At 57.6% G+C, this 18,148-nt stretch carries 21 protein-coding genes and 1 tRNA gene; 8 read left to right on the top strand and 14 right to left on the bottom strand.

Annotated features, from left to right (window positions below; genetic code table 11):
• Positions 1-19: 19 nt before the first annotated feature.
• From ACQZ5Y_RS13085 to pcsA, 4 genes are all read right to left on the bottom strand, one after another.
• Positions 20-940 carry an ABC transporter permease gene (locus tag ACQZ5Y_RS13085; protein WP_019566110.1) on the bottom strand — a complete coding sequence of 307 codons (921 nt, stop codon included), beginning with the start codon at positions 938-940 and terminating at the stop codon, positions 20-22.
• Positions 940-2,031: an ABC transporter permease gene (locus tag ACQZ5Y_RS13080; RefSeq protein ID WP_013636336.1), complete on the bottom strand. Its 1,092-nt coding sequence runs from the start codon at positions 2,029-2,031 to the stop codon at positions 940-942. The genes ACQZ5Y_RS13085 and ACQZ5Y_RS13080 overlap by 1 nt, the downstream gene beginning before the upstream one ends.
• Positions 2,021-3,577, bottom strand: coding sequence for an ABC transporter ATP-binding protein (locus ACQZ5Y_RS13075; protein WP_003515765.1), 1,557 nt, complete (start codon positions 3,575-3,577; stop codon positions 2,021-2,023). The genes ACQZ5Y_RS13080 and ACQZ5Y_RS13075 overlap by 11 nt, the downstream gene beginning before the upstream one ends.
• 212 nt (positions 3,578-3,789) lie before the next feature.
• The gene (gene pcsA / locus ACQZ5Y_RS13070; RefSeq protein ID WP_111790347.1) at positions 3,790-4,515 is read right to left on the bottom strand and encodes a phosphatidylcholine synthase; all 726 of its coding nucleotides are present in this window, start codon (positions 4,513-4,515) and stop codon (positions 3,790-3,792) included.
• Between the two features lie 209 nt (positions 4,516-4,724).
• On the opposite strand from pcsA, the gene ACQZ5Y_RS13065 reads away from it, so the two are divergent.
• Positions 4,725-5,933, top strand: a complete 1,209-nt coding sequence (locus tag ACQZ5Y_RS13065; RefSeq protein WP_174049578.1) for a UbiH/UbiF family hydroxylase — start codon at positions 4,725-4,727, stop codon at positions 5,931-5,933.
• Here the strand turns inward: ACQZ5Y_RS13065 and ACQZ5Y_RS13060 are convergent.
• Together ACQZ5Y_RS13060 and ACQZ5Y_RS13055 are read right to left on the bottom strand one after the other, a co-directional pair.
• Positions 5,917-6,855 (bottom strand): AEC family transporter, encoded by a 939-nt coding sequence (locus tag ACQZ5Y_RS13060; RefSeq protein WP_174049579.1) that lies wholly within the window; start codon positions 6,853-6,855, stop codon positions 5,917-5,919. The two genes, ACQZ5Y_RS13065 and ACQZ5Y_RS13060, sit on opposite strands and share 17 nt — an antisense overlap.
• 35 nt (positions 6,856-6,890) lie before the next feature.
• Entirely contained in the window at positions 6,891-7,637 is a 747-nt protein-coding gene (locus ACQZ5Y_RS13055) for a cytochrome c biogenesis CcdA family protein (protein ID WP_025593718.1), read from the bottom strand.
• Between the two features lie 341 nt (positions 7,638-7,978).
• Here ACQZ5Y_RS13055 and ACQZ5Y_RS13050 point away from each other — a divergent pair.
• Positions 7,979-8,054: transfer RNA gene (locus tag ACQZ5Y_RS13050), tRNA-Lys, on the top strand.
• 492 nt (positions 8,055-8,546) lie between these two features.
• Here the strand turns inward: ACQZ5Y_RS13050 and ACQZ5Y_RS13045 are convergent.
• From ACQZ5Y_RS13045 to ACQZ5Y_RS13010, 8 genes are all read right to left on the bottom strand, one after another.
• Positions 8,547-8,999, bottom strand: coding sequence for a dATP/dGTP diphosphohydrolase domain-containing protein (locus tag ACQZ5Y_RS13045; protein WP_174049621.1), 453 nt, complete (start codon positions 8,997-8,999; stop codon positions 8,547-8,549).
• A complete protein-coding gene (locus ACQZ5Y_RS13040; RefSeq protein WP_174049622.1) occupies positions 8,996-9,223 on the bottom strand; it encodes a hypothetical protein in 228 nt (75 codons plus the stop codon). Before ACQZ5Y_RS13040 ends, ACQZ5Y_RS13045 begins: the two co-directional genes overlap by 4 nt.
• Positions 9,224-9,563: 340 nt before the next feature.
• A complete protein-coding gene (locus ACQZ5Y_RS13035; RefSeq protein ID WP_013636120.1) occupies positions 9,564-9,908 on the bottom strand; it encodes a hypothetical protein in 345 nt (114 codons plus the stop codon).
• Positions 9,909-10,025: 117 nt separating this feature from the next.
• On the bottom strand, positions 10,026-10,259 hold the full coding sequence (locus tag ACQZ5Y_RS13030) for a hypothetical protein (protein WP_174049631.1): 234 nt from the start codon (positions 10,257-10,259) through the stop codon (positions 10,026-10,028).
• A complete protein-coding gene (locus tag ACQZ5Y_RS13025; RefSeq protein ID WP_236762888.1) occupies positions 10,259-11,347 on the bottom strand; it encodes a helicase-related protein in 1,089 nt (362 codons plus the stop codon). The genes ACQZ5Y_RS13030 and ACQZ5Y_RS13025 overlap by 1 nt, the downstream gene beginning before the upstream one ends.
• A 190-nt stretch (positions 11,348-11,537) precedes the next feature.
• Positions 11,538-12,689 carry a hypothetical protein gene (locus ACQZ5Y_RS13020; RefSeq protein WP_174059878.1) on the bottom strand — a complete coding sequence of 384 codons (1,152 nt, stop codon included), beginning with the start codon at positions 12,687-12,689 and terminating at the stop codon, positions 11,538-11,540.
• Entirely contained in the window at positions 12,689-12,970 is a 282-nt protein-coding gene (locus ACQZ5Y_RS13015) for a hypothetical protein (protein WP_174059879.1), read from the bottom strand. The genes ACQZ5Y_RS13020 and ACQZ5Y_RS13015 overlap by 1 nt, the downstream gene beginning before the upstream one ends.
• Positions 12,967-13,326 (bottom strand): hypothetical protein, encoded by a 360-nt coding sequence (locus ACQZ5Y_RS13010; RefSeq protein WP_174059880.1) that lies wholly within the window; start codon positions 13,324-13,326, stop codon positions 12,967-12,969. The genes ACQZ5Y_RS13015 and ACQZ5Y_RS13010 overlap by 4 nt, the downstream gene beginning before the upstream one ends.
• A gap of 103 nt (positions 13,327-13,429) precedes the next feature.
• Between ACQZ5Y_RS13010 and ACQZ5Y_RS13005 the strand changes: the two genes are divergently transcribed.
• The 6 genes from ACQZ5Y_RS13005 to ACQZ5Y_RS12980 all read left to right on the top strand — a co-directional run bounded on the left by ACQZ5Y_RS13005 (position 13,430) and on the right by ACQZ5Y_RS12980 (position 18,148).
• The gene (locus ACQZ5Y_RS13005; protein ID WP_236762889.1) at positions 13,430-14,032 is read left to right on the top strand and encodes a hypothetical protein; all 603 of its coding nucleotides are present in this window, start codon (positions 13,430-13,432) and stop codon (positions 14,030-14,032) included.
• A 620-nt stretch (positions 14,033-14,652) separates the two neighbouring features.
• Entirely contained in the window at positions 14,653-15,459 is an 807-nt protein-coding gene (locus tag ACQZ5Y_RS13000; protein WP_174049641.1) for a LexA family transcriptional regulator, read from the top strand.
• 104 nt (positions 15,460-15,563) lie between these two features.
• Positions 15,564-16,157, top strand: coding sequence for a hypothetical protein (locus ACQZ5Y_RS12995; protein WP_236762890.1), 594 nt, complete (start codon positions 15,564-15,566; stop codon positions 16,155-16,157).
• A 372-nt stretch (positions 16,158-16,529) separates the two neighbouring features.
• A complete protein-coding gene (locus tag ACQZ5Y_RS12990; protein ID WP_174049649.1) occupies positions 16,530-17,111 on the top strand; it encodes a DUF1003 domain-containing protein in 582 nt (193 codons plus the stop codon).
• A gap of 236 nt (positions 17,112-17,347) precedes the next feature.
• Positions 17,348-17,635 (top strand): hypothetical protein, encoded by a 288-nt coding sequence (locus ACQZ5Y_RS12985; protein WP_174049650.1) that lies wholly within the window; start codon positions 17,348-17,350, stop codon positions 17,633-17,635.
• A gap of 33 nt (positions 17,636-17,668) precedes the next feature.
• Positions 17,669-18,148 (top strand): pyridoxamine 5'-phosphate oxidase family protein, encoded by a 480-nt coding sequence (locus ACQZ5Y_RS12980; RefSeq protein WP_236762891.1) that lies wholly within the window; start codon positions 17,669-17,671, stop codon positions 18,146-18,148.

Raw genomic sequence — 18,148 nt, 5'->3', positions numbered from 1 at the left:
TGGAGACTGGAAGTTTTTCTCACCGGTCCGGCACGAAGGATTTGCCCAGTGATGCCGGCGTGTTGATCAAGGTCGTGCGGCGATTATGCGAGATGATGACCAGCACGACAATAGTTGCGATATAGGGCAGCGCCGAAAGCAGTTGCGACGGCACGCCAATGCCGAATGCCTGGGCGTGCAACTGCCCGATGGTGACAGCGCCGAACAGATAACCGCCTGCCAGCACCCGCCATGGACGCCAGGACGCGAAGACGACGAGCGCCAGTGCGATCCAGCCACGCCCGGCCGACATGTTTTCCACCCATTGCGGCGTATAGACCAACGAAAGCTGCGCACCGGCAAGCCCCGCGCACGCACCGCCGAACATGACAGCCAGATAGCGTGTGCGGATGACGTTGATGCCAAGCGCATGGGCAGAACCGTGATTGTCGCCGATGGCGCGGATCTTGAGACCCGTGCGGCTCTTGAACAAAAACCAGCTTATGCCGGCAACGAGCGCGATGGACATGTAGAAGATCAGGTCTTGCCGGAACAGCAAGGGGCCGATGAAGGGTATCTCCGACAGCACCGGAAAGACGATGGGCTGCAGCTTGACGCCCGGCAGGCCAACGAAGCTTTCGCCCAGCATGCCGGAAACGCCAAGACCGAGAATGGTCAGCGCAAGTCCCGTCGCCACCTGGTTGGTAACGAGCGTCAGCGTCAGGAAACCGAAGAGCAGCGAGAAAACCGCGCCCGACGCGATACCGGCCAGAATGCCGAGATAGGGCGAACCGGTCATATGCGCGGCAGCGAAAGCGCAGACCGCACCCATGATCATCATGCCCTCGACGCCGAGATTGAGGACGCCGGAGCGTTCCGCCACCAGCTCGCCCGAGGCGGCAAGGACGAGCGGTGTGGCGGCAGTGATGACCGTGAGAAGGATGGCCTGAAGCATATCCATCATGCCGCTCCTTGGCTGTTATGCGCCTTGCCGGTGAAGACGACCCTGATGCGGTAAAAGATCAACGTATCGCAGGAGAGTACGAAGAACAGCATCAGCCCCTGAAACACACGCGTCACCTTGTCAGACACACCGATGGAAAGCTGCGCCGCCTCACCACCAAGATAGGTCAGTGCAAGCACCAGCCCGGAGAGGATGATACCGAGCGGATTGAGGCGGCCGAGAAAGGCGACGATGATGGCGGTGAAGCCGTAACCCGGAGAAATGCTGGGTTGAAGATGGCCGATGGAGCCGGAGGCTTCCGAAATGCCCGCAAGCCCGGCAAGCGCGCCGGAAAGCAGCATCGAAAACCAGACCATGCGGCTCGATGAGAAACCGGCAAAACGCCCTGCCCGCGCCGATTGGCCAAGAACCGTGACCTCGAAGCCTTTCAGCATGTAACGCATCATGAACCACAGCGCGATGGCCGCCACGATGGCAAACACGAAACCCCAATGCGCCCGGCCCGATGCCAGCATTTCCGGCAGCACTGCGCTCTCGTTGAAGGGTTTCGTCTGCGGGAAGTTATAGCCGCCCGGATCGCGCCAGATGCCGCGCGTCAGCCAGTCGAGAAAAAGCTGCGCGACATAGACCAGCATGAGGCTGACGAGGATTTCGTTGGTGTTGAACTTCGTCTTCAACAGCGCCGGAATACCGGCATAGAGTGCGCCACCGATGGCGCCCATAACCAGCATCAACGGCAGGATGAGTGGCGAATGCCAATCCGGATAAAGCACCGGCAGGATAGAACCGGTGATCGCGCCGATGGTGAATTGTCCTTCCGCGCCGATGTTCCAGTTGTTGGAGCGATAACAGATAGACAGGCCAACCGCGATCAGGATCAGCGGTGCGGCCTTGATCGCCAGCTCATGCAGCGACCAGACCTCCAGCAGTGGCTCGATGAAAAAGGCGTAAAGCGCATCAAGCGGATTTTTACCGAGTATGGCGAACATGATGGCGCCGACGAGCAGCGTCAGCACCAGTGCCAGAAGCGGCGAGAGAAGGGTAAATAGCTTCGAGATCCCTGCCCGTTTTTCAAGCTCAATGCGCATGCTGGGCGGCTCCTGACTGTGTGTGGACGCCGCCCATCAGCAGGCCGATCTTTTCAAGCGTCATGTCTTCCACCGGATAGGCCTGCGAAAGCTGCCCATCGGAAATGACCGCGATATTGGTGGCGACCTCGAAGATTTCATCGAGGTCCTGGCTGATGACGATGACGGCCGAGCCGGCTTTGGCGAGATCGACCAGCGCCTGCCGGATACGGCTCGCCGCCCCCGCATCCACACCCCATGTCGGCTGGTTGACAACAAGCACGGCCGGTTGACGATCGAGTTCGCGCCCGACGATGAATTTTTGCAGATTGCCGCCCGACAGCGATCCCGCCAGCGGATCGGCCCCGCTTTTGCGCACATCCATGGTTTCCGATATGCGCCGCGCCGCCGCCTTGATAGCTGAGCCCCTGACGATGCGCAGGAAACCGCCCGTCAGAAACGCCTTGCGGTCGGAGCGCGCCCGCGCCAGCAGAAGATTGTCGGAAAGGCTCATGCCGGGAACGGCGGCATGGCCGTGGCGCTCCTCGGGTACGAAACCGGCGCCCATCAGCCGCCGGCCATTGATGCCGATGCGACCGACCGGCTTGCCGCGGAGATGGATCGCATCATTATTATAGACGGGATATTCGCCCGAAAGCGCATCGAACAACTCGCCCTGCCCGTTTCCGGCAACCCCGGCAATCGCCAACACTTCGCCGGCGCGCACAGTCATGGAAACCGCTTTCAACGCCACGGCAAAGGGCGTTCGTGGCGCAACGGAAAGCCCCATGACTTCGATCTGCGGTTGACCGAGGGCGTCGCCCGTCGGTCGCGAAACGCTTGCGACATCGCTGCCCACCATCATGCGCGCCAGAGATGCCGGTGTTTCCTTGCGCGGATCGCAGGCGCCCGTAACCTTGCCATGGCGCAGAACGGTGGCGCGGTCGCAGATACGCTGCACCTCTTCCAGCCGGTGGCTGATATAAAGCACCGAACGGCCTTCGGCCTTCAGCTTCGCCAGCGTCTCGAACAGCTTGTCCGCCTCCTGCGGCGTCAAAACCGAGGTCGGCTCGTCGAGAATGATAAGGCGCGGGTTCTGCAACAGGGCGCGCACGATCTCGATACGCTGCCGCTCGCCAACCGAAAGATCGGCGACATGCGCATTGGGATCGAGAGGCAGGCCATAGGCGCGCGAAAGCTGTTCCGCTTCCTTGGCGATTTCCTTCAATGAAATTTTCGGGTCCAGCGACAGGGCGATGTTTTCAGCAACCGTCAACGCCTCAAACAGGGAGAAATGCTGGAAGACCATGCCGATGCCGAGCCTGCGGGCCTCGCTTGGCGAACCTATGGAAACCGGCTGACCCTGCCAGACGATATCACCCTCGCTCGGCGAGAGCACGCCGAACAGCATCTTGACGAGCGTGGACTTGCCCGCGCCGTTTTCACCCAGAAGCGCGTGGATTTCGCCCGGCGCTATATCGAGGTCGATGCCGTTGCATGCGGCGAAATTGCCGAACAGCTTGGTCAGCTTGCGAACGGACAGGAGAGGCACGGCCTCCGGCGCCATAGTTCCAGTCACGAATTCCCTCTCTACACCGGCTACCCATGCTTTCTTCGAAGCATTTCAGCAACCGTGGTCATTGTTCCCAATCAGGCTACAACACGTATGCAATGCTGCGCGATCATGATTTATTGATAACTGTTTTGCTGCTGCGCACAACTGAAAAAGACGTTGCTTAAATGCAATTTGCACAAGCAATAAACGGCTTTACGCTTTTCTTATTTCGCGCCGAGCGCGGGGAAAAACTGCAATATTCCGCCGATGCAATAGAGATAAAGCCCGCTCGCCACAAAGCCGATCACCGCCCAGGACGGCGTTTCGAAATGCATCAGCAACGCATAACCGCCAAGCGCGCACCAGACGAACACGATTGCCAGATTAAGCGGCCGCAATCGCTTCACGCGCACCGGATGCAGGAAATTGATCGGCAGGAATGTCAGGAACACCGAAACGGTAACAACAGTCATGGCTGTTGTGGCGCTGGCATCCATGACGAACAGCGTGAACACCACCATGTTCCACACCACCGGAAAGCCGGAGAAGAAATATTCGTCCGTCTTCATGCCCATGTCGGCGTAATAGATGGCGCTCGACACCACGATCATGCCAGCCGCAACGAAGGATAGCGGTTCGCCGATCATGCCGCTCTGGTAAAGCGCAAAGGCGGGCAAGAGCACATAGGTGACATAGTCGATGATATTGTCGAGCGTATCGCCGGACCAGTTGGGCAGAACTTCCTTCACCCGAACCTTGCGGGCGATGGGCCCGTCAATGCCATCCACCAGCAGCGCAAGCCCCAGCCACCAGAACATGTCGACAAAGCGGTGTTCGGAAGCGGCGACGACGCCAAGAAAAGCTAGAAACGACCCGGATGCCGTCAAAATATGAACGGAAAAGGCGCGGATTTCCGCGTAGGGAACACGCTTGTAGTTGAAAATTTTCATGGTCAGCGTCTGCGCCCCGCTTTTCATCCGCCCTGTTCATTCCGGTATGCGGCCATTCACCACGCTTTGCAACCGGCTGATCTGGCTTATCCTAGGACTAATATAGCGGTACAACCAACGAATGTTTACGCCGGGATGTTCCGGGGTCAAAGTGGATTTACCCGCGCAAAGCCTTTATGATGCCTTGGAAATAACAACGGATCAGGACCATGAGACACTTCGATATCGCCATCACCGGTGCGGGACTTGCGGGCCAGATTGCGGCCATAGCTCTTGCGCGGGCGGGCCGCCACGTGGCGCTTGTTGCGCCCCCCAGCGAAAAGAAGGACCGGCGCACGACGGCGCTGATGGACCAGTCGATCCGCTTCATGGACCGTCTTGGCCTCTGGTCGCGCATAGCCCCTGCCGCAGCCCGTCTTTCCACCATGCAGATCATTGACGGCACCGACCGCCTGCTGCGCGCGCCCACCGTGCAGTTCCGCTCCTCTGAAATCGGGCTGGATGCATTCGGCTGGAATATTCCCAATGAGGCGCTGCATGGCGTGCTTAGAGAAGCGGTCGAACAGGAACACAATATTACCCGCTTCGAAACCACCGCCGAGACGATTGATATCGGCAACGACCGTGTATCGGTAACACTTGGCGATGGTGAAGCGCTCTCCGCAGATTTTCTGATCGGCGCGGATGGCAGGAAGTCGATGGTGCGGGATGCAGCCGCGATCGGCGTCAAATCCTGGTCCTATCCGCAGACGGCCATCGTTTTGAACTTCAGCCATAGCCGGCCGCACGGCAATGTCTCGACAGAATTCCATACGCCCACGGGACCTTTCACGCAGGTTCCCCTGCCCGGCGACCGCTCCAGCCTCGTCTGGGTTGTCACTCCAGCGCAAGCGGAAGAGCTGACGGCACTGCCGCTTGAAGCGCTCAGCCTCAGGGTGGAGGAGCGCATGCAATCCATGCTCGGCGCCGTTACGGTGGAAGACAGCGTGCAGGCATGGCCACTGTCTTCCATGACCGCGCATCGCTTCGGCAAGGGCCGCGTCGCCCTGATCGGCGAGGCTGCACATGGTTTCCCGCCCATCGGCGCACAGGGTCTGAACCTCAGCCTGCGCGACATCATCACCCTCACCGAACTGCTCGGCGCCGTCTCCGACCGCCCGATTGCGGCGGATGCCGGCAGCAGCTTCGACCGCAAGCGGCGGGCGGATGTCTACACCCGCACCCTCAGCGTCGATCTCCTCAACCGGTCGCTGCTTTCCGATCTACTGCCGGTGCAGATGGCGCGCGCGGCTGGTCTGCATGTGCTATCCGGCATCGGCACGCTCAGAAGCATGGTCATGCGCGAAGGCATCGAGCCGGGGCGCGGGCTGAAGGCCCTGCCCTCGCTGCTGTTCGGCAGCTTCAAAAAGGCTGGATGAAATAAACCACGCCCGTCAGCGTGAAGACCGAAAGCACCGTCGAGATCAGGATCGTCGCCGACGCCCTCTCCTGCCAGACGTGATATTGCTGACCGATGACGAAGACATTTGTCGCGGTCGGCAAGCCCGCAAGCAGCACGGCGGAATAGATCCATACCGGTTCGAACCGCCCGAGCGACGAGAGCACAAGATAAGCGGCGAGCGGATGCAGGATAAGCTTTGCCGGTACGATATAGCTGATTTCGACCGGCACCCGCTTCATTGGCCGCAGCGCCAGCGTGACACCCATGGCGAACAGAGCGCATGGTGCTGCCGATTGCGCCAGATAATCCACCAGCCGCTGCACCGCCTCCGGCGGCTGCCATGAAAGCGAAGCGGCTAGAAAACCGGCGATTACCGACACGATGAACGGGTGAGTAATGACCTTGCGCGCCACATCCAGCGCAAGCCTTGCTGCAGAGCGCTTATCACCGCCCGCAACCGCCATCATCGCCGGTGCGACGATGAAATGGGCGGCGTTTTCGAGACAGACGATCAGCGCGACGGGCACTGCCGCTTTTTCACCGAGCGCCAGAAGCGCAAGCCCCGGACCCATATAGCCAATATTGCCGTAGCTTGCCGCGAAACTCTGGATCGTCGTTTCGGCGAGATTGTTCTTTCTCACGAACCGGCCGATCAGGAACACAGCCAAGAAAATGCCGTAGGTGCAGGCAAGACTGGCGGCAACGAAATCCATGCGCGTCAGTTCTTCCACCGGCGTTTTCGACACCAGCTTGAAAAACAGCGCCGGAAGCGCCGCATAGATGATGAAGGTGTTCAGCCAGCCCATCGCCTCGACCGGCTGTTTCGTTATGCACGCCGCGCCGTAGCCGATGAAGATCAGGCCGAAAAACGGCAAAAGCAATCCGACGATATCGGCCACAGTCTTTCCCCCGCGTATGAAATACGCGGGGAGGCTTAGCCGATTTTCATCAGGATCGGAAAGGTCTCCTGGAACCAGATCGCCACATTGGTGATGAAACCGGTCATGAAAGCGAGGCCGGTGAGCACCAGCAACACACCCATCAGCTTTTCCACAAGACCGAGATGGCGGCGGAAACGGACGAGGAAACGCATGAAGGAACCGGAAAAGGCTGCAGCAATCCAGAACGGCACCGCAAGGCCAAGCGAATAGACCGCAAGCAGCATCGCGCCATCGCCAACCGTGTCACGCGAGGCGGCAACGCCGAGGATCGCGCCGAGGACAGGACCGATGCAGGGCGTCCAGCCGAAGGCAAAGGCAAGGCCCATGACATAGGCGCCGGAAAGCGTGGCCGGTTTGCCCGCCCCCTGAAACCGCGCCTCGCGCGAGAACAGGCCAATGCGGAAAACGCCGAGAAAATTCAGACCCATTAGAATGATGATGAAACCGCCAATCTTGGCGAGAATATCGAGGTTCTGGCGCAACAGCGTGCCGATCGTCGAAGCACCGGCACCCAGCGCCACGAAGACCGTGGCAAAACCGAGCGTGAAGAAGAAAGCCGAAAACAGCACGGCCCTGCGGATTTCGGGCCGCGGCGCGGTATTCTCCGTCCTGAACTGCTCCACCGAAACACCGGCCATATAGCAGAGGTAAGGCGGCACCAACGGCAGGACGCAGGGCGACAGAAATGACAGGGCACCGGCCAGAAGCGCGCTGAACAGGGAAATATCGGCAATCGACAAGAAAGAACTCCGCATTGACGCATGTCTCCCAAAAGCGGGAATCGGTTTTGGGATAACGTCACGCGCAAAAAGATCAGCAAGGCACGTCGCGATTCCCGAGATTCGCCGCGTTTCACGCTCTCATTTTGGCGCATGCCATTGCCGCAAAACGATTTCACCCGTTTGCCAGACATGTCTGAAGCCGCTTTTATCCCCAGCCGCCCCCTCTCTCCAATCACCTTTTCGGGGGTGCGACAAAAAAAACCGGATTGATTGTAGAAAGCGCTTTTTTTGGGTTGACCGAACGGATCGCTCTACCTATGTTCCGCGCACTTCCGAAGGGCATCCCAGCCCCGACACGGGAGAGCGTAGCTCAGCCGGTAGAGCAACTGACTTTTAATCAGTAGGTCCAGGGTTCGAATCCCTGCGCTCTCACCACCTAAACAACTGAAATCATTGACAATACCGGCACGTTAGCGAACGCTTGCGTACGTCGCGGTTTGCGTAGTTTGCTGACAGTTTGCAAAAGTCGTTCTGTGGACGTTCTGGTGGTGCAACCTATGCGACATAAAGAAAATCCCCGCCGTGGTTAGTGGCGGGGCTTGATCCCTTCGGCGTCGCACATCATATTGCAAGTAACTCGGAACAGCCGGGTGACGATGGCCACCGCCCTCGCTGTTGCAGAATGGGAAACAGCCATCACACTGGTCTATTTGTGCGCTAGCCGGCTCAACAAGGTCCACAGCACACAACGATAGGGAGGCGTCATGCACGCTAAATTTCTTATCGAGACCAACAAGTCGGAAGGCACGTTCCGGCTCGGGTTTGACCTTAAGGTCAGCTTTGGGTTGTTTCTCGGCCTCTTCGGCATGTAATGAAGAAAACCCCTCGTGCTCGCGCAGGAGGGGTTTTCTTTTTACGCAGCCACCTTCAACCGCTCAACAGCCTTGCTAGCGACGCGCACTTGGGCCGGTCATCGATCAGCGTTCCCGCCGCTTTTGCGTCCAGCAGGATGCCCATACATGCCCGCACGTGTGCCAGGTGTGACGCACCGCTCTCCGGATCGATGTCCTCACCAGAGAACCATTGTAGCAAATGGCGAATCGCCGCGCTGTAATAGGTGGTGGCGTCGACTGGATCATCCTGCCAATTGAAGGCGCCGTACTTTGCAGCACCGAGCGCCATGACGATACTCTCCTCAATGATGGCGACAGGCGGTATAAACTGCGCCGACGGCTTCTTCACGCCGAACGCACGCTTTGGATTTGACGATGGCAGTTTGCCTATAGCCTCAGCTAACGGCTCGAGTTCAGCCGGCACTGCGTCGTTATCATTCGCCGGCACAGCTGTGAGGCAGCCGGTGTCTTTGGATGAGATTGTCATTCATCAACCTCCCGGGGAAGAACCATTCCGTAGGTCAAGACGAGCGCAGTGAAATCCCTAACCGTCTGGTCTTGGTCAGTGTCTACGTTCTCACGTAGAGCTGCCGCCGCTCCAACAGCGAGCCTCCTATATGATTCCCTCATCTTCGCACTGAGCGCGCTCCAGTCTTTATGGTTGTCTGCCGATGCTATCGCCGCCGCAAACTGGTCCAATGGATCCATCATATCGTCTCCACAACCTTCTTCTTGCTTTCCACCTTCGGCTTCACCACCGGCTTAAACCGGCGCGCCGCAAACGGTGGATCTTCTTCACCAAATTGCGGGCAAACGCCGCGGTTCACACCCGCCAGACGGATACCGGTTTCTGATCAATGCCGCCGTGCTTTTTGCGATACCACTATGCGGCCTGGTTATTTTTGCTGCTGTTGCCGTTTCACACAACGCCAACAAGACTGTTGACGCGGATTATGTAACGACGAGCTCGATCAAAAGATGACGCGTCGGGCCGTAGTTCCTCTTATTATCGCAACAAAAAACCCGCTTACCTCTCGGCAAGCGGGCTAAATCAGGAAGCCCGCGTCGCGCGCGGCTTTGATTGATTTTCGACGATGCGATCCACGCGCAACGTCATCTTGTCGACGGCATCCTTCACGGCGCCGATAGCACCCATGATCTGCTCAGTCTGTTCGCGAAGGCCGGACTTTGAGACGTAGGTTTCCGCCACATGCAGGCGGTGAGCCGCAAGCTCTTCCCTTGCAAGGGACGCCATTGCTGAAGCCGCAGAGGCGGCTCCAGACGCCTCCATCTTTGCGGCGCTGATCTTTGCATCGACGTACTTCCAGAGGCCGAAGAGGAAACCGAACAGCAGCACGAAGAACCCGCCGACAGCCATAATTTCAGGGCCGGTCATGGCTTCACCCCGCAAAGCTTTTGCAGCTTCTCACTCTCGGTGAGGATTTGCCGCTTCGTTTCACTCGTCAGGCTATCCTCAAAGGAAGGACGCACCGGGCGCGCGATGTCGCAGTAATTACCGCTTGTCGCGCATCCACTGAGTAAGACGACGATCAACATCATCGTCGCCAAGATTTTTGATTTCATGCTCGACGTCCCCGGCCTTCTTGATAGCCTTGGCATTCGCCGCAGCCTGCTCGTCCTTCGCCGCGGTGCGCCCTGCCCGCTGGCCATACAAAAAGGCGCCCGCAAGGATCGCGAGCGCCGTGGCGATTGCGGCTAGGCAGCCTTTAAGCTTGGCGATGATCATCAAACCACCACCTCCTTGCCGCGCCAACTATTCCACCGGCGTGTGATCACATCGCGGTTGCGGTAGGCCACGTAGCCGACAACCGCCACAAGCACACCTGCGGCTATCCAGCCCCATGGGAGGCCTGCGGTGAAGGCAAGCAATCCAGAACCAGCCGCAGAGCTTGCGCCCTTTGTAACCACGTCCTTGGCCGCGCATGCGTCGCGACGAAGCTGTGCGATGGTGGCAGGGCCGATGATGCCGTCAGCGATAAGGTGCGGGTGTGCCTTTTGATAGGCGATTACGGCAGCCTTGGTCTTCTCGCCCATCCAGCCGTCGATCGCGCCGGGATTGAGGCCAGCAGTCGTGAGCAGTTCCTGCGCTTCCTTCACAACCGGATCTGGCAGCACCGGCGGTTCCGCCGTCACTTCTTTCGTCACGCCAACGCCGGTATAGATGCCCTTCTCGAATAGAAGCGCCTCTTCCTTGCGACGGCGCACGAGGCCAGGCAGTTTCTTACCTTTCGCAGTGTTGTAGTTGCTTGCGAGATGAGCGGCGGCCTTCTTGATCTGGCCTTTGCGCCAGTATTCAGCCCACGTCCAATTCATCGCGCCGACGCCGAGATTGAACGTCACGGATGCAGCAGCGTCCAGCTCATGCTGTTTGCGATTCTCGGGCGAACCAGCAACGACTGCAGACACGTACATGACGCGAGTGCCGCGGCCCATCATCTGCACGTACAGTGAAACTGACAACGTTGGACGAAGGGCAGCAATCAGGTCGACACCCTTGTGATTGAAGCCGGTCGTCAGCACCGAGTTGTTTGTAAGCGCCCGGATCTTGTAGGACTTGAAGTCCTCGATGATGCGCCGGCGCTCATCCTTCGGCGTTTCGCCGCTGATCGTCTCGCAGGAGATGCCGCGCGAACGGATCTCATCACGCACGTGCTCGGCGTGCTCAACGCCCGAGCAGAAGCAAAGCCATGACTTGCGGTCGGCTCCTTTCGCCACGATCTCGTCGACCGCGGACCGCGTGACGTCCATCTTGTCGACGGCAGCCTGCAACGCGGACTGCTTATAGTCGCCTCCCTGCCTGCCGACACCCTTCATGTCGAACGTCGTTGCAGTGGCCTTCGACGAAAGCGGCGCCAGGTAGCCGTCGGCAACACCGTCGGCGATGCCGTAGGTGTAAACGATCTGGTCGAACAGCCGATCGTCGCCTTCATCAAGACGGCCTGTATCCAGCCGGTAGGGCGTGGCGGTGAAGTGCGGCTGGTTGGTAGCCAGCCGCTAGCGCTGGTTAGGCTGCGTTCTCGTATTCGATCCATGCCTCGACGGCGTCTTTGGCACCCTTCAAAGTAAGGCCGGCAACAGCTCGCAGTTCCTTGATGGCATCAATCTTGAGGCCTAGGTACGCCATGTTCTGCCACTTGTGGTCATAGACCGGCGCGGCTTCTTCGTGGGTGGTAGTCAGCGTGAACACGCCGAACTGCTGGCCCTTGTATTTGGCCGCAAGGCGCTTGGCTTCCTTCTCGGCCGCGCCGGTGGAAGTGTGGACATGAGGCGTCGAGGATGGCTTGGGCTGGCCGTTTTCGATGAGGGCGACGATGGTGGTGGTGACGTGGACGATCAGTTCTAGGTTCTGCGCAACGTAGAAGTTTAAGCCGCCCCCAGACAGTTCGTATGTGTCGCAACCAAGGTACGAAAGGCAATCACCCACCTTAACAATGGTGTGCTCAGAGCCGACAGGGAGATCGAGAGGAATGCTTTCGCCCTTGTAATTGCAATGCTTCACGACGCGCACCCGATCGCCAACCTTGAATTTCGGCGTGGTGTTATCGTTGCTGGCCTTAGCGGCTGGCTCGTCGATCCATTCGGCGATGAGGTCAGCACCATGTTGCGTGCCAACGTCAGGATGGAACGTTCCATCTCCGCGCCACGCCTTACCGTATTCGGCGTTGAATTCGTGCGCGACTGTCCAGCCGTAGCGGCGATCGTGCCATTTGTCTTCGACCATCGGCCCGACCTTCCGGCCGTCGCGCGTCTTGTAGAACTTGCCGGCCTCGAGCTTGAGTGTGACGGACTTTGCGGGAGTCTCTGTGGAGAGGTTGGGCTCGATGTCGCGGATGTAAAAGCCGCCCGGCTTGCCAGCGAATCGACCAGTCTTCATCAAGACGACGAAGACGCCATAATTGCGCAGTTCTGTAACCTCACCGTCACCTGCCCACTGATCATTTCCCGTCACCTTAACCGGCTCGCCAACGCGCGGCTGCCAGGGTTCGTACATCTCGATAAGACCAGCGTGATCATTGGTGAATACGACTTCAGTTGTGAAGCCCTTCACAATGTCGGCGATTTGGCCAACAAAACCAGCCCCGTGTCGTCCAGCGTTCGTTGTCAATGACTCGCCGGCCGTTCTGCGTACGAAATCACCCTTCTTAAACTCACCCATCACGCTGCTCCTTCCGTGGTTGTCTCGGCGGTCATCGTGCGCCGTTGTGTGAAGTCGACGTTGACGACGTTGGTGTCGTCGTCCTCTTTGGCTGGTGGCTGGCCCTCCTGATCGTGTTCGATCTCGATGCCGTGCCACCAGATCGTCGAGGCGCCGTCGGCAAGGCGCACCTGGTACTCGCTGCCCCAGTTGCGATCGCCGATGACGACGCCTGTGAGATGAGGGTTTTGTCGGTTGCGGACCGGATCGCCGAAATTGAAGAATTCGCAGTCGCAGGTCATGCCGCCACCTGCCCACTCGCCACCCCACGCAGCGCGTAGTCGTTGACCGCCTGCCCGGCCGCCAGATCGTCAGCATTGTCGTTTGCGGCGGTAAGAACGCGCGGCAGCGAAACCGGCAAGAGGCCGGAGAGCGTAGAGCAACCGCCGTTGTGCGGAGCCAAGTGCGTCTCGCGGTCGAGGTTGTTGTCGTTGGCCGGGATGAAGGCGCGCTGCTTGTGCAGGCCGTATGTGCGCCGCAGCCGCTGGTATGCAGCCATTGGCTTGACGTTGTGTCTGGCGGCAATATCTGCGACGCTCTCACCGTTTTCACGGCGCGCGTGCATATCCGCCAGCATAGTGCTGGTGATAAGCGTCATGTCGTCTCCTCTGCGTGGTGGCCGCCTTGTGGTTGACAAAGCAGCAGGGTTATGAAACTAAACTATTTTTACAAATTTGTCAAGATTTCACCAAGGTGGATGCATGCCTGAAGTTAAGTCGCGCCTCCTGCAGTCGATACTGAAAGAACAGAAGCGGAGAGCCGTAAAGGATCGCGCTGTGTACGAAGAGCTAGGCGTGCCTCAGCAGACCTACAGTACCTGGAAGGCTGGCGTCATTCCAAGACCTAGGCAATTCCCGGCGATTGCCGCCTTCCTGGGTGTCTCCGAAGATGACGTGGCAGAGATGGCTCGCGAGGCGGCAGAAACCGCTCCTTCGATCACGCCTATTACGGTTGCCCGCACCTACGGCAAGATCTCCGACCGCAAGGCCGGCAAATTCAAATTCGAGCCCATCAACGACGGTCGCAAACGTATTCCCGAAGGCCGGTACGCGATCGTCATCGACACGAAAGTGATGGAGCCCGTCTTCCACGTCGGCGTGAAAGCTTGGCTTGACCCTTCCCGCTGGCCAGCCGTTGGTGACGACGTGCTCGCGCATTCGGGCGGATTCGCTTGGATCGGACGATTTGAAGGAATGAGCAATGGCGCTGTTCAGCTTAGCCGCTACGATGGCTCGCAGCTTGAAGTGAAGAACGTGGAAGCTGTTCATGTCATCGTCCTTTCGGAGCGGGTGGTGACGGCATAGCAGGTTGGTAACCCGCATTGCCACTTGACAATTCCTACAAATTTGTGTAGGAATTGGCTGTCCGATGTGGTGTCGGATATGGAACACGCGCTTTGATCCCGCCTTACGGCGAAGGTCTCCTCGGCGTGTTAGTACGGAGAAGGGGCGGAGTTACGGGTGGTGCCGGCTCATTACGCCCCTTTTCGTTTTATGCTGCATGCACGACAACGCCGGCAGAGCTTCATGCTCCACCGGCGCTAAGTTTTCGAAGTCATTATTTGCGGTCTTTCTCATAGTCGTCTCCCCTTCTGGCATTATTGATTTTGTTATCGCCAGTTGATTTCTTGCGGTTACGGCGGCCCGGTCACTGGCCGCCATCTTCTTCTGCGCTCAGGCGCCTCATGCACCCATCTTCTTCTCGCGGTCATCGCTTGGGTCGCTGACCGTCTTCTTTCGGAATCTTTCATCACGCGCATTTCCCTTTCATTTGCAGCTTCGTCTTTCGGGTCTTCTGCCCTGCCGGCTTCTATCTGGCCGCTGTTGATTCACAATCTAACACAAACAAACTTTAGGTCTATAAGTTTGTTTGTGCAAATGCGTTATTTTTGATAAATCGTTGTGGAACGATAGGAATAATTGCGATGGAAACAGCCCTCACCCGCCTCCTCAATGAAAAGCTTCAGGAGAAGTTCGACGGCAATGCGAGTGAACTGGCTCGCGTCGTCGGAACGAGCCAGCAAAACATCAGCAATTGGTTGATCGGGGATGTCATCAAACCGGCTTACTGGAAGAAGGCCGCGCGCGCGCTAGGCATTCTTGAGGCGGAACTGTATCCGCTGATGCAAAAAGTTAGGCTCGACGCAGGCGGCAACGTCTCCGACGATGTATGGCATGCGGAGGCGCCTGCGAAGTTACGCGCTATGCAGTTGGATGATGAGGATCGCTCATTCTACGCACCAAAGCAACTCACACCGCCACCAATTACACCAGGTGCAATCGTACCTCCGAATGCTACTATTGGACCTAAAACAGCAGTAATCACAACAAATAAAATGCTCCCAGTCCTAGGCATGGCTGTCGGAGGCGAGGACGGGCGTTACATATTCAATGGCAGCGTGATCGACTACGTGGTCTGCCCTCCGTCTCTAGAGAACGTAGCGGGAGCCTATGCAGTCTACATAGATGGTGAGTCGATGTATCCTCGCTTTAAGGCGGGCGAGACCGTGTGGGTACACCCAGGCAAGCCAGCTCGTCGAGGTGACGACGTGATTGTCCAGCTCAAACCTATAGAAGACGACGGCTCTCCGCCTTGGGGCTACGTCAAAGAGTTCGTTGGCCGTCAGGGCAACAACCTAGTTCTCCGGCAGTACAATCCGCCGATCGAAATCCAGTTTGACGTCAATGAGGTCCTAACGACTCACCCGATCGTACTCGCAGGCAAATACTAAAATCACAAAATTACAAACTTTGTGATTGACGCTAAAAGTTTGTAGGTCTATATCTCCTCTTGCAACCAGCAAACCAAGCTGGCCACCACAAGAGGAGATTACCAATGTACAGACCACGTCCCGAAGAGTTTGACGACGTCGCCGTTGCCGCCCAGTCCGATGAGCCTATGAAGCGCCCGGACCACAAGGCCAAGAAGCACGGCAAGCCCAAGACGAAATATGAGTACATGCGCCGCTTCCCCAAGAAGCCGCGTAACGGCGAGGAAGTCGTCGGCGGCCACTTCGTATTCCGCCGTGGCGATAGCACTGGACGCATCCGTCCCTGCATGTGGCCCTTCGAGCATCCCTCCTACGATTCTGCGCTGGTCGAAGCCGCACGCCTGCACTCTGAGCACGGCGGCACCTTCGAAGTCTTCGTCCGCGTCGGCAGCGTCGAGGCGCTTAGAGATCAGCGCGAGCGATCTGCAAAGCCGATTCAGAGTTTCGACGATCAGCCTCCGAACTGGCGTGACCGGAATGAAGTTCTCGGGTTCGCAGCCACAGTGCCAATTAGGACACCCCACTTGAAGAGGTCCGCCAAAGCGGAATCACCGCCTGGATCAACCGCGGCAAAGAAACAAAAAAGGACGGAATTTCCATTGAAAATGATTCACATATATATGATTAAACGGTTACTCTCGACCTATACATCAAAATGATAAATATCAACATTGCAAAAGCCCCGTCAGCGCACAATGGTTACCTAATTACTTTTTCGAAAAAATATATTTTTTATCACTAAAACTATATGTATACTTAAAATACACTTCAAAGCTGCATTAACCCAATTACCAGCAGGAACCTGCGTATCAGCGTTGCGTCCCGACAGATCTCGTCTCTGAAACTGCCTCCCAGAAGAACGCAAATCGCCGCCCTCCCTGACACGCCCTCCCCTGACTCGCGAACCGGCCGATAAGGCCGCTCAATGCAAAGCATGGTACGGTGGCGTGTGCTAATACCTGATCCGTGTAGGGGCGGCCTTCGGTCCGGAGTCGGTTGTCGGATTGGCGCGAGCCAAGGGAGAAAGAACAATGGCAACCCATATCGAAGACGACAGTGACATGCTCATACCTCAGGACCTGGCGGAGGGAGCGAGCCGTTATCTGGGGCAACCGCTTGAGCTGCTGCCGGACAGGGAAAAAGCAATATTTCGTCGTCTTGCAGCAAGGCGCACCATCTCGGCGGACGCGAATGCGGTTTTCGACGAGAGACTGACGTCCGGCCAGCGGCTTGCGGATACGGTTGCCAAATTCGGTGGTTCCTGGACCTTTATCCTTATATTTGCGGCTGTGCTTGCGATATGGCTGAGCGCAAACATCATCGCGGCTTCGAACGCCTTCGATCCCTACCCGTTCATTTTCCTCAACCTCATCTTATCCATGCTCGCAGCGGTTCAGGCGCCGGTGATCATGATGAGCCAGAACCGCCATGCGGCCAAGGATCGAATCGATGCCGCACATGACTACGAGGTCAATCTGAAGGCAGAGATAGAAATCATGGCGCTGCACGATAAGTTCGATCGGATGCGCTCTATCGAGCTGAAAGCCCTCGTCGATAAACAGCAGCAGCAGATCGACCTTTTGACAAAACTCGTGCTGAAACAAACAGGCTAGAAAATTTACGTCAAAATACGGAAAATCGCGCCCGCGCGCCGATTCCATGTGCAACGGAACGCGCTTTGTGTGCCGGTCGTACAGTAGCAGCTGCAGCACTTCATGGATGGTTTCCAGACAAGCTATGTGCTTGCGCATCCCTCATATAGAGCGCAGAATAAATCAATCGGAGCATTTGAAGCGGGCGCTGTTGTGTGAAGGTGCATCTGCCTTGGCCCCAACCAAAGGAGGACGAAATGTCTTCCATCAATCGAAAACGAAATGTCGATCCAGATCGTGCGCCCCTGCTCGTCAAGGCGATCGACAGGCTTGAAAAAGATGCTGCAACGTTATGCGGTTCGTCGAAACTGGACGCGTGCAGGCGAGTTCTGATCGCCGCCATTCGGCGTGGTTCCGGCAGGCGTAAACCAATCCCGGCTGCGTCGGCTCCTCACCATAAGAAGCGGGAAATATTTCAGTCTACCCAAAAATCCGGAAGCCCGGCTGTCGAGAGATGGGAAAATGAAGGCGGCGCGATCAGATGATCGTTGTCGCCTGCCCAGAACGGAGTGATCATCATGGCGTCAAGTGTCCATCTGGAAGAAATGACATCGGCGGAATGCATCGCATTCCTTTCCCGGATGAGCTTCGGGCATCTTGCCTGTATCGATCATGACAGGCCCTATGTGGTGCCGATCCATTTCGTGTTTCACGAGGGTGGAGTCTACAGCTTCTCGATGATGGGAGCCAAGATAGAGAATATGCGCCTGAACCCTCATGTTTGCCTTCAGGTTGATGAGGTCAAAAACACCAGCACATGGACAAGCGTAATTCTCCATGGCCTCTATCAGGAGCTTGAAGATAACGAGCAGTGGCAAAGCGAGCGGATCTACGCCTGGTCTCTGATCCAGAAACACCCGAACTGGTGGGAGCCGGGAGGCTCAACGATCCATCCCCACGAAACTGGAACAGACTCCACCAAGCCGATTTTCTTCAGTATCCAAAAAGAAAGCCTCACGGGCCGCAAAGCGGTCCAGAGGGAAGATTTCGTGCGTTAA

It is taken from the genome of Agrobacterium sp. A3-95 (genome assembly GCF_053521785.1).
This window is presented reverse-complemented; position numbering and strand designations above follow the sequence as displayed.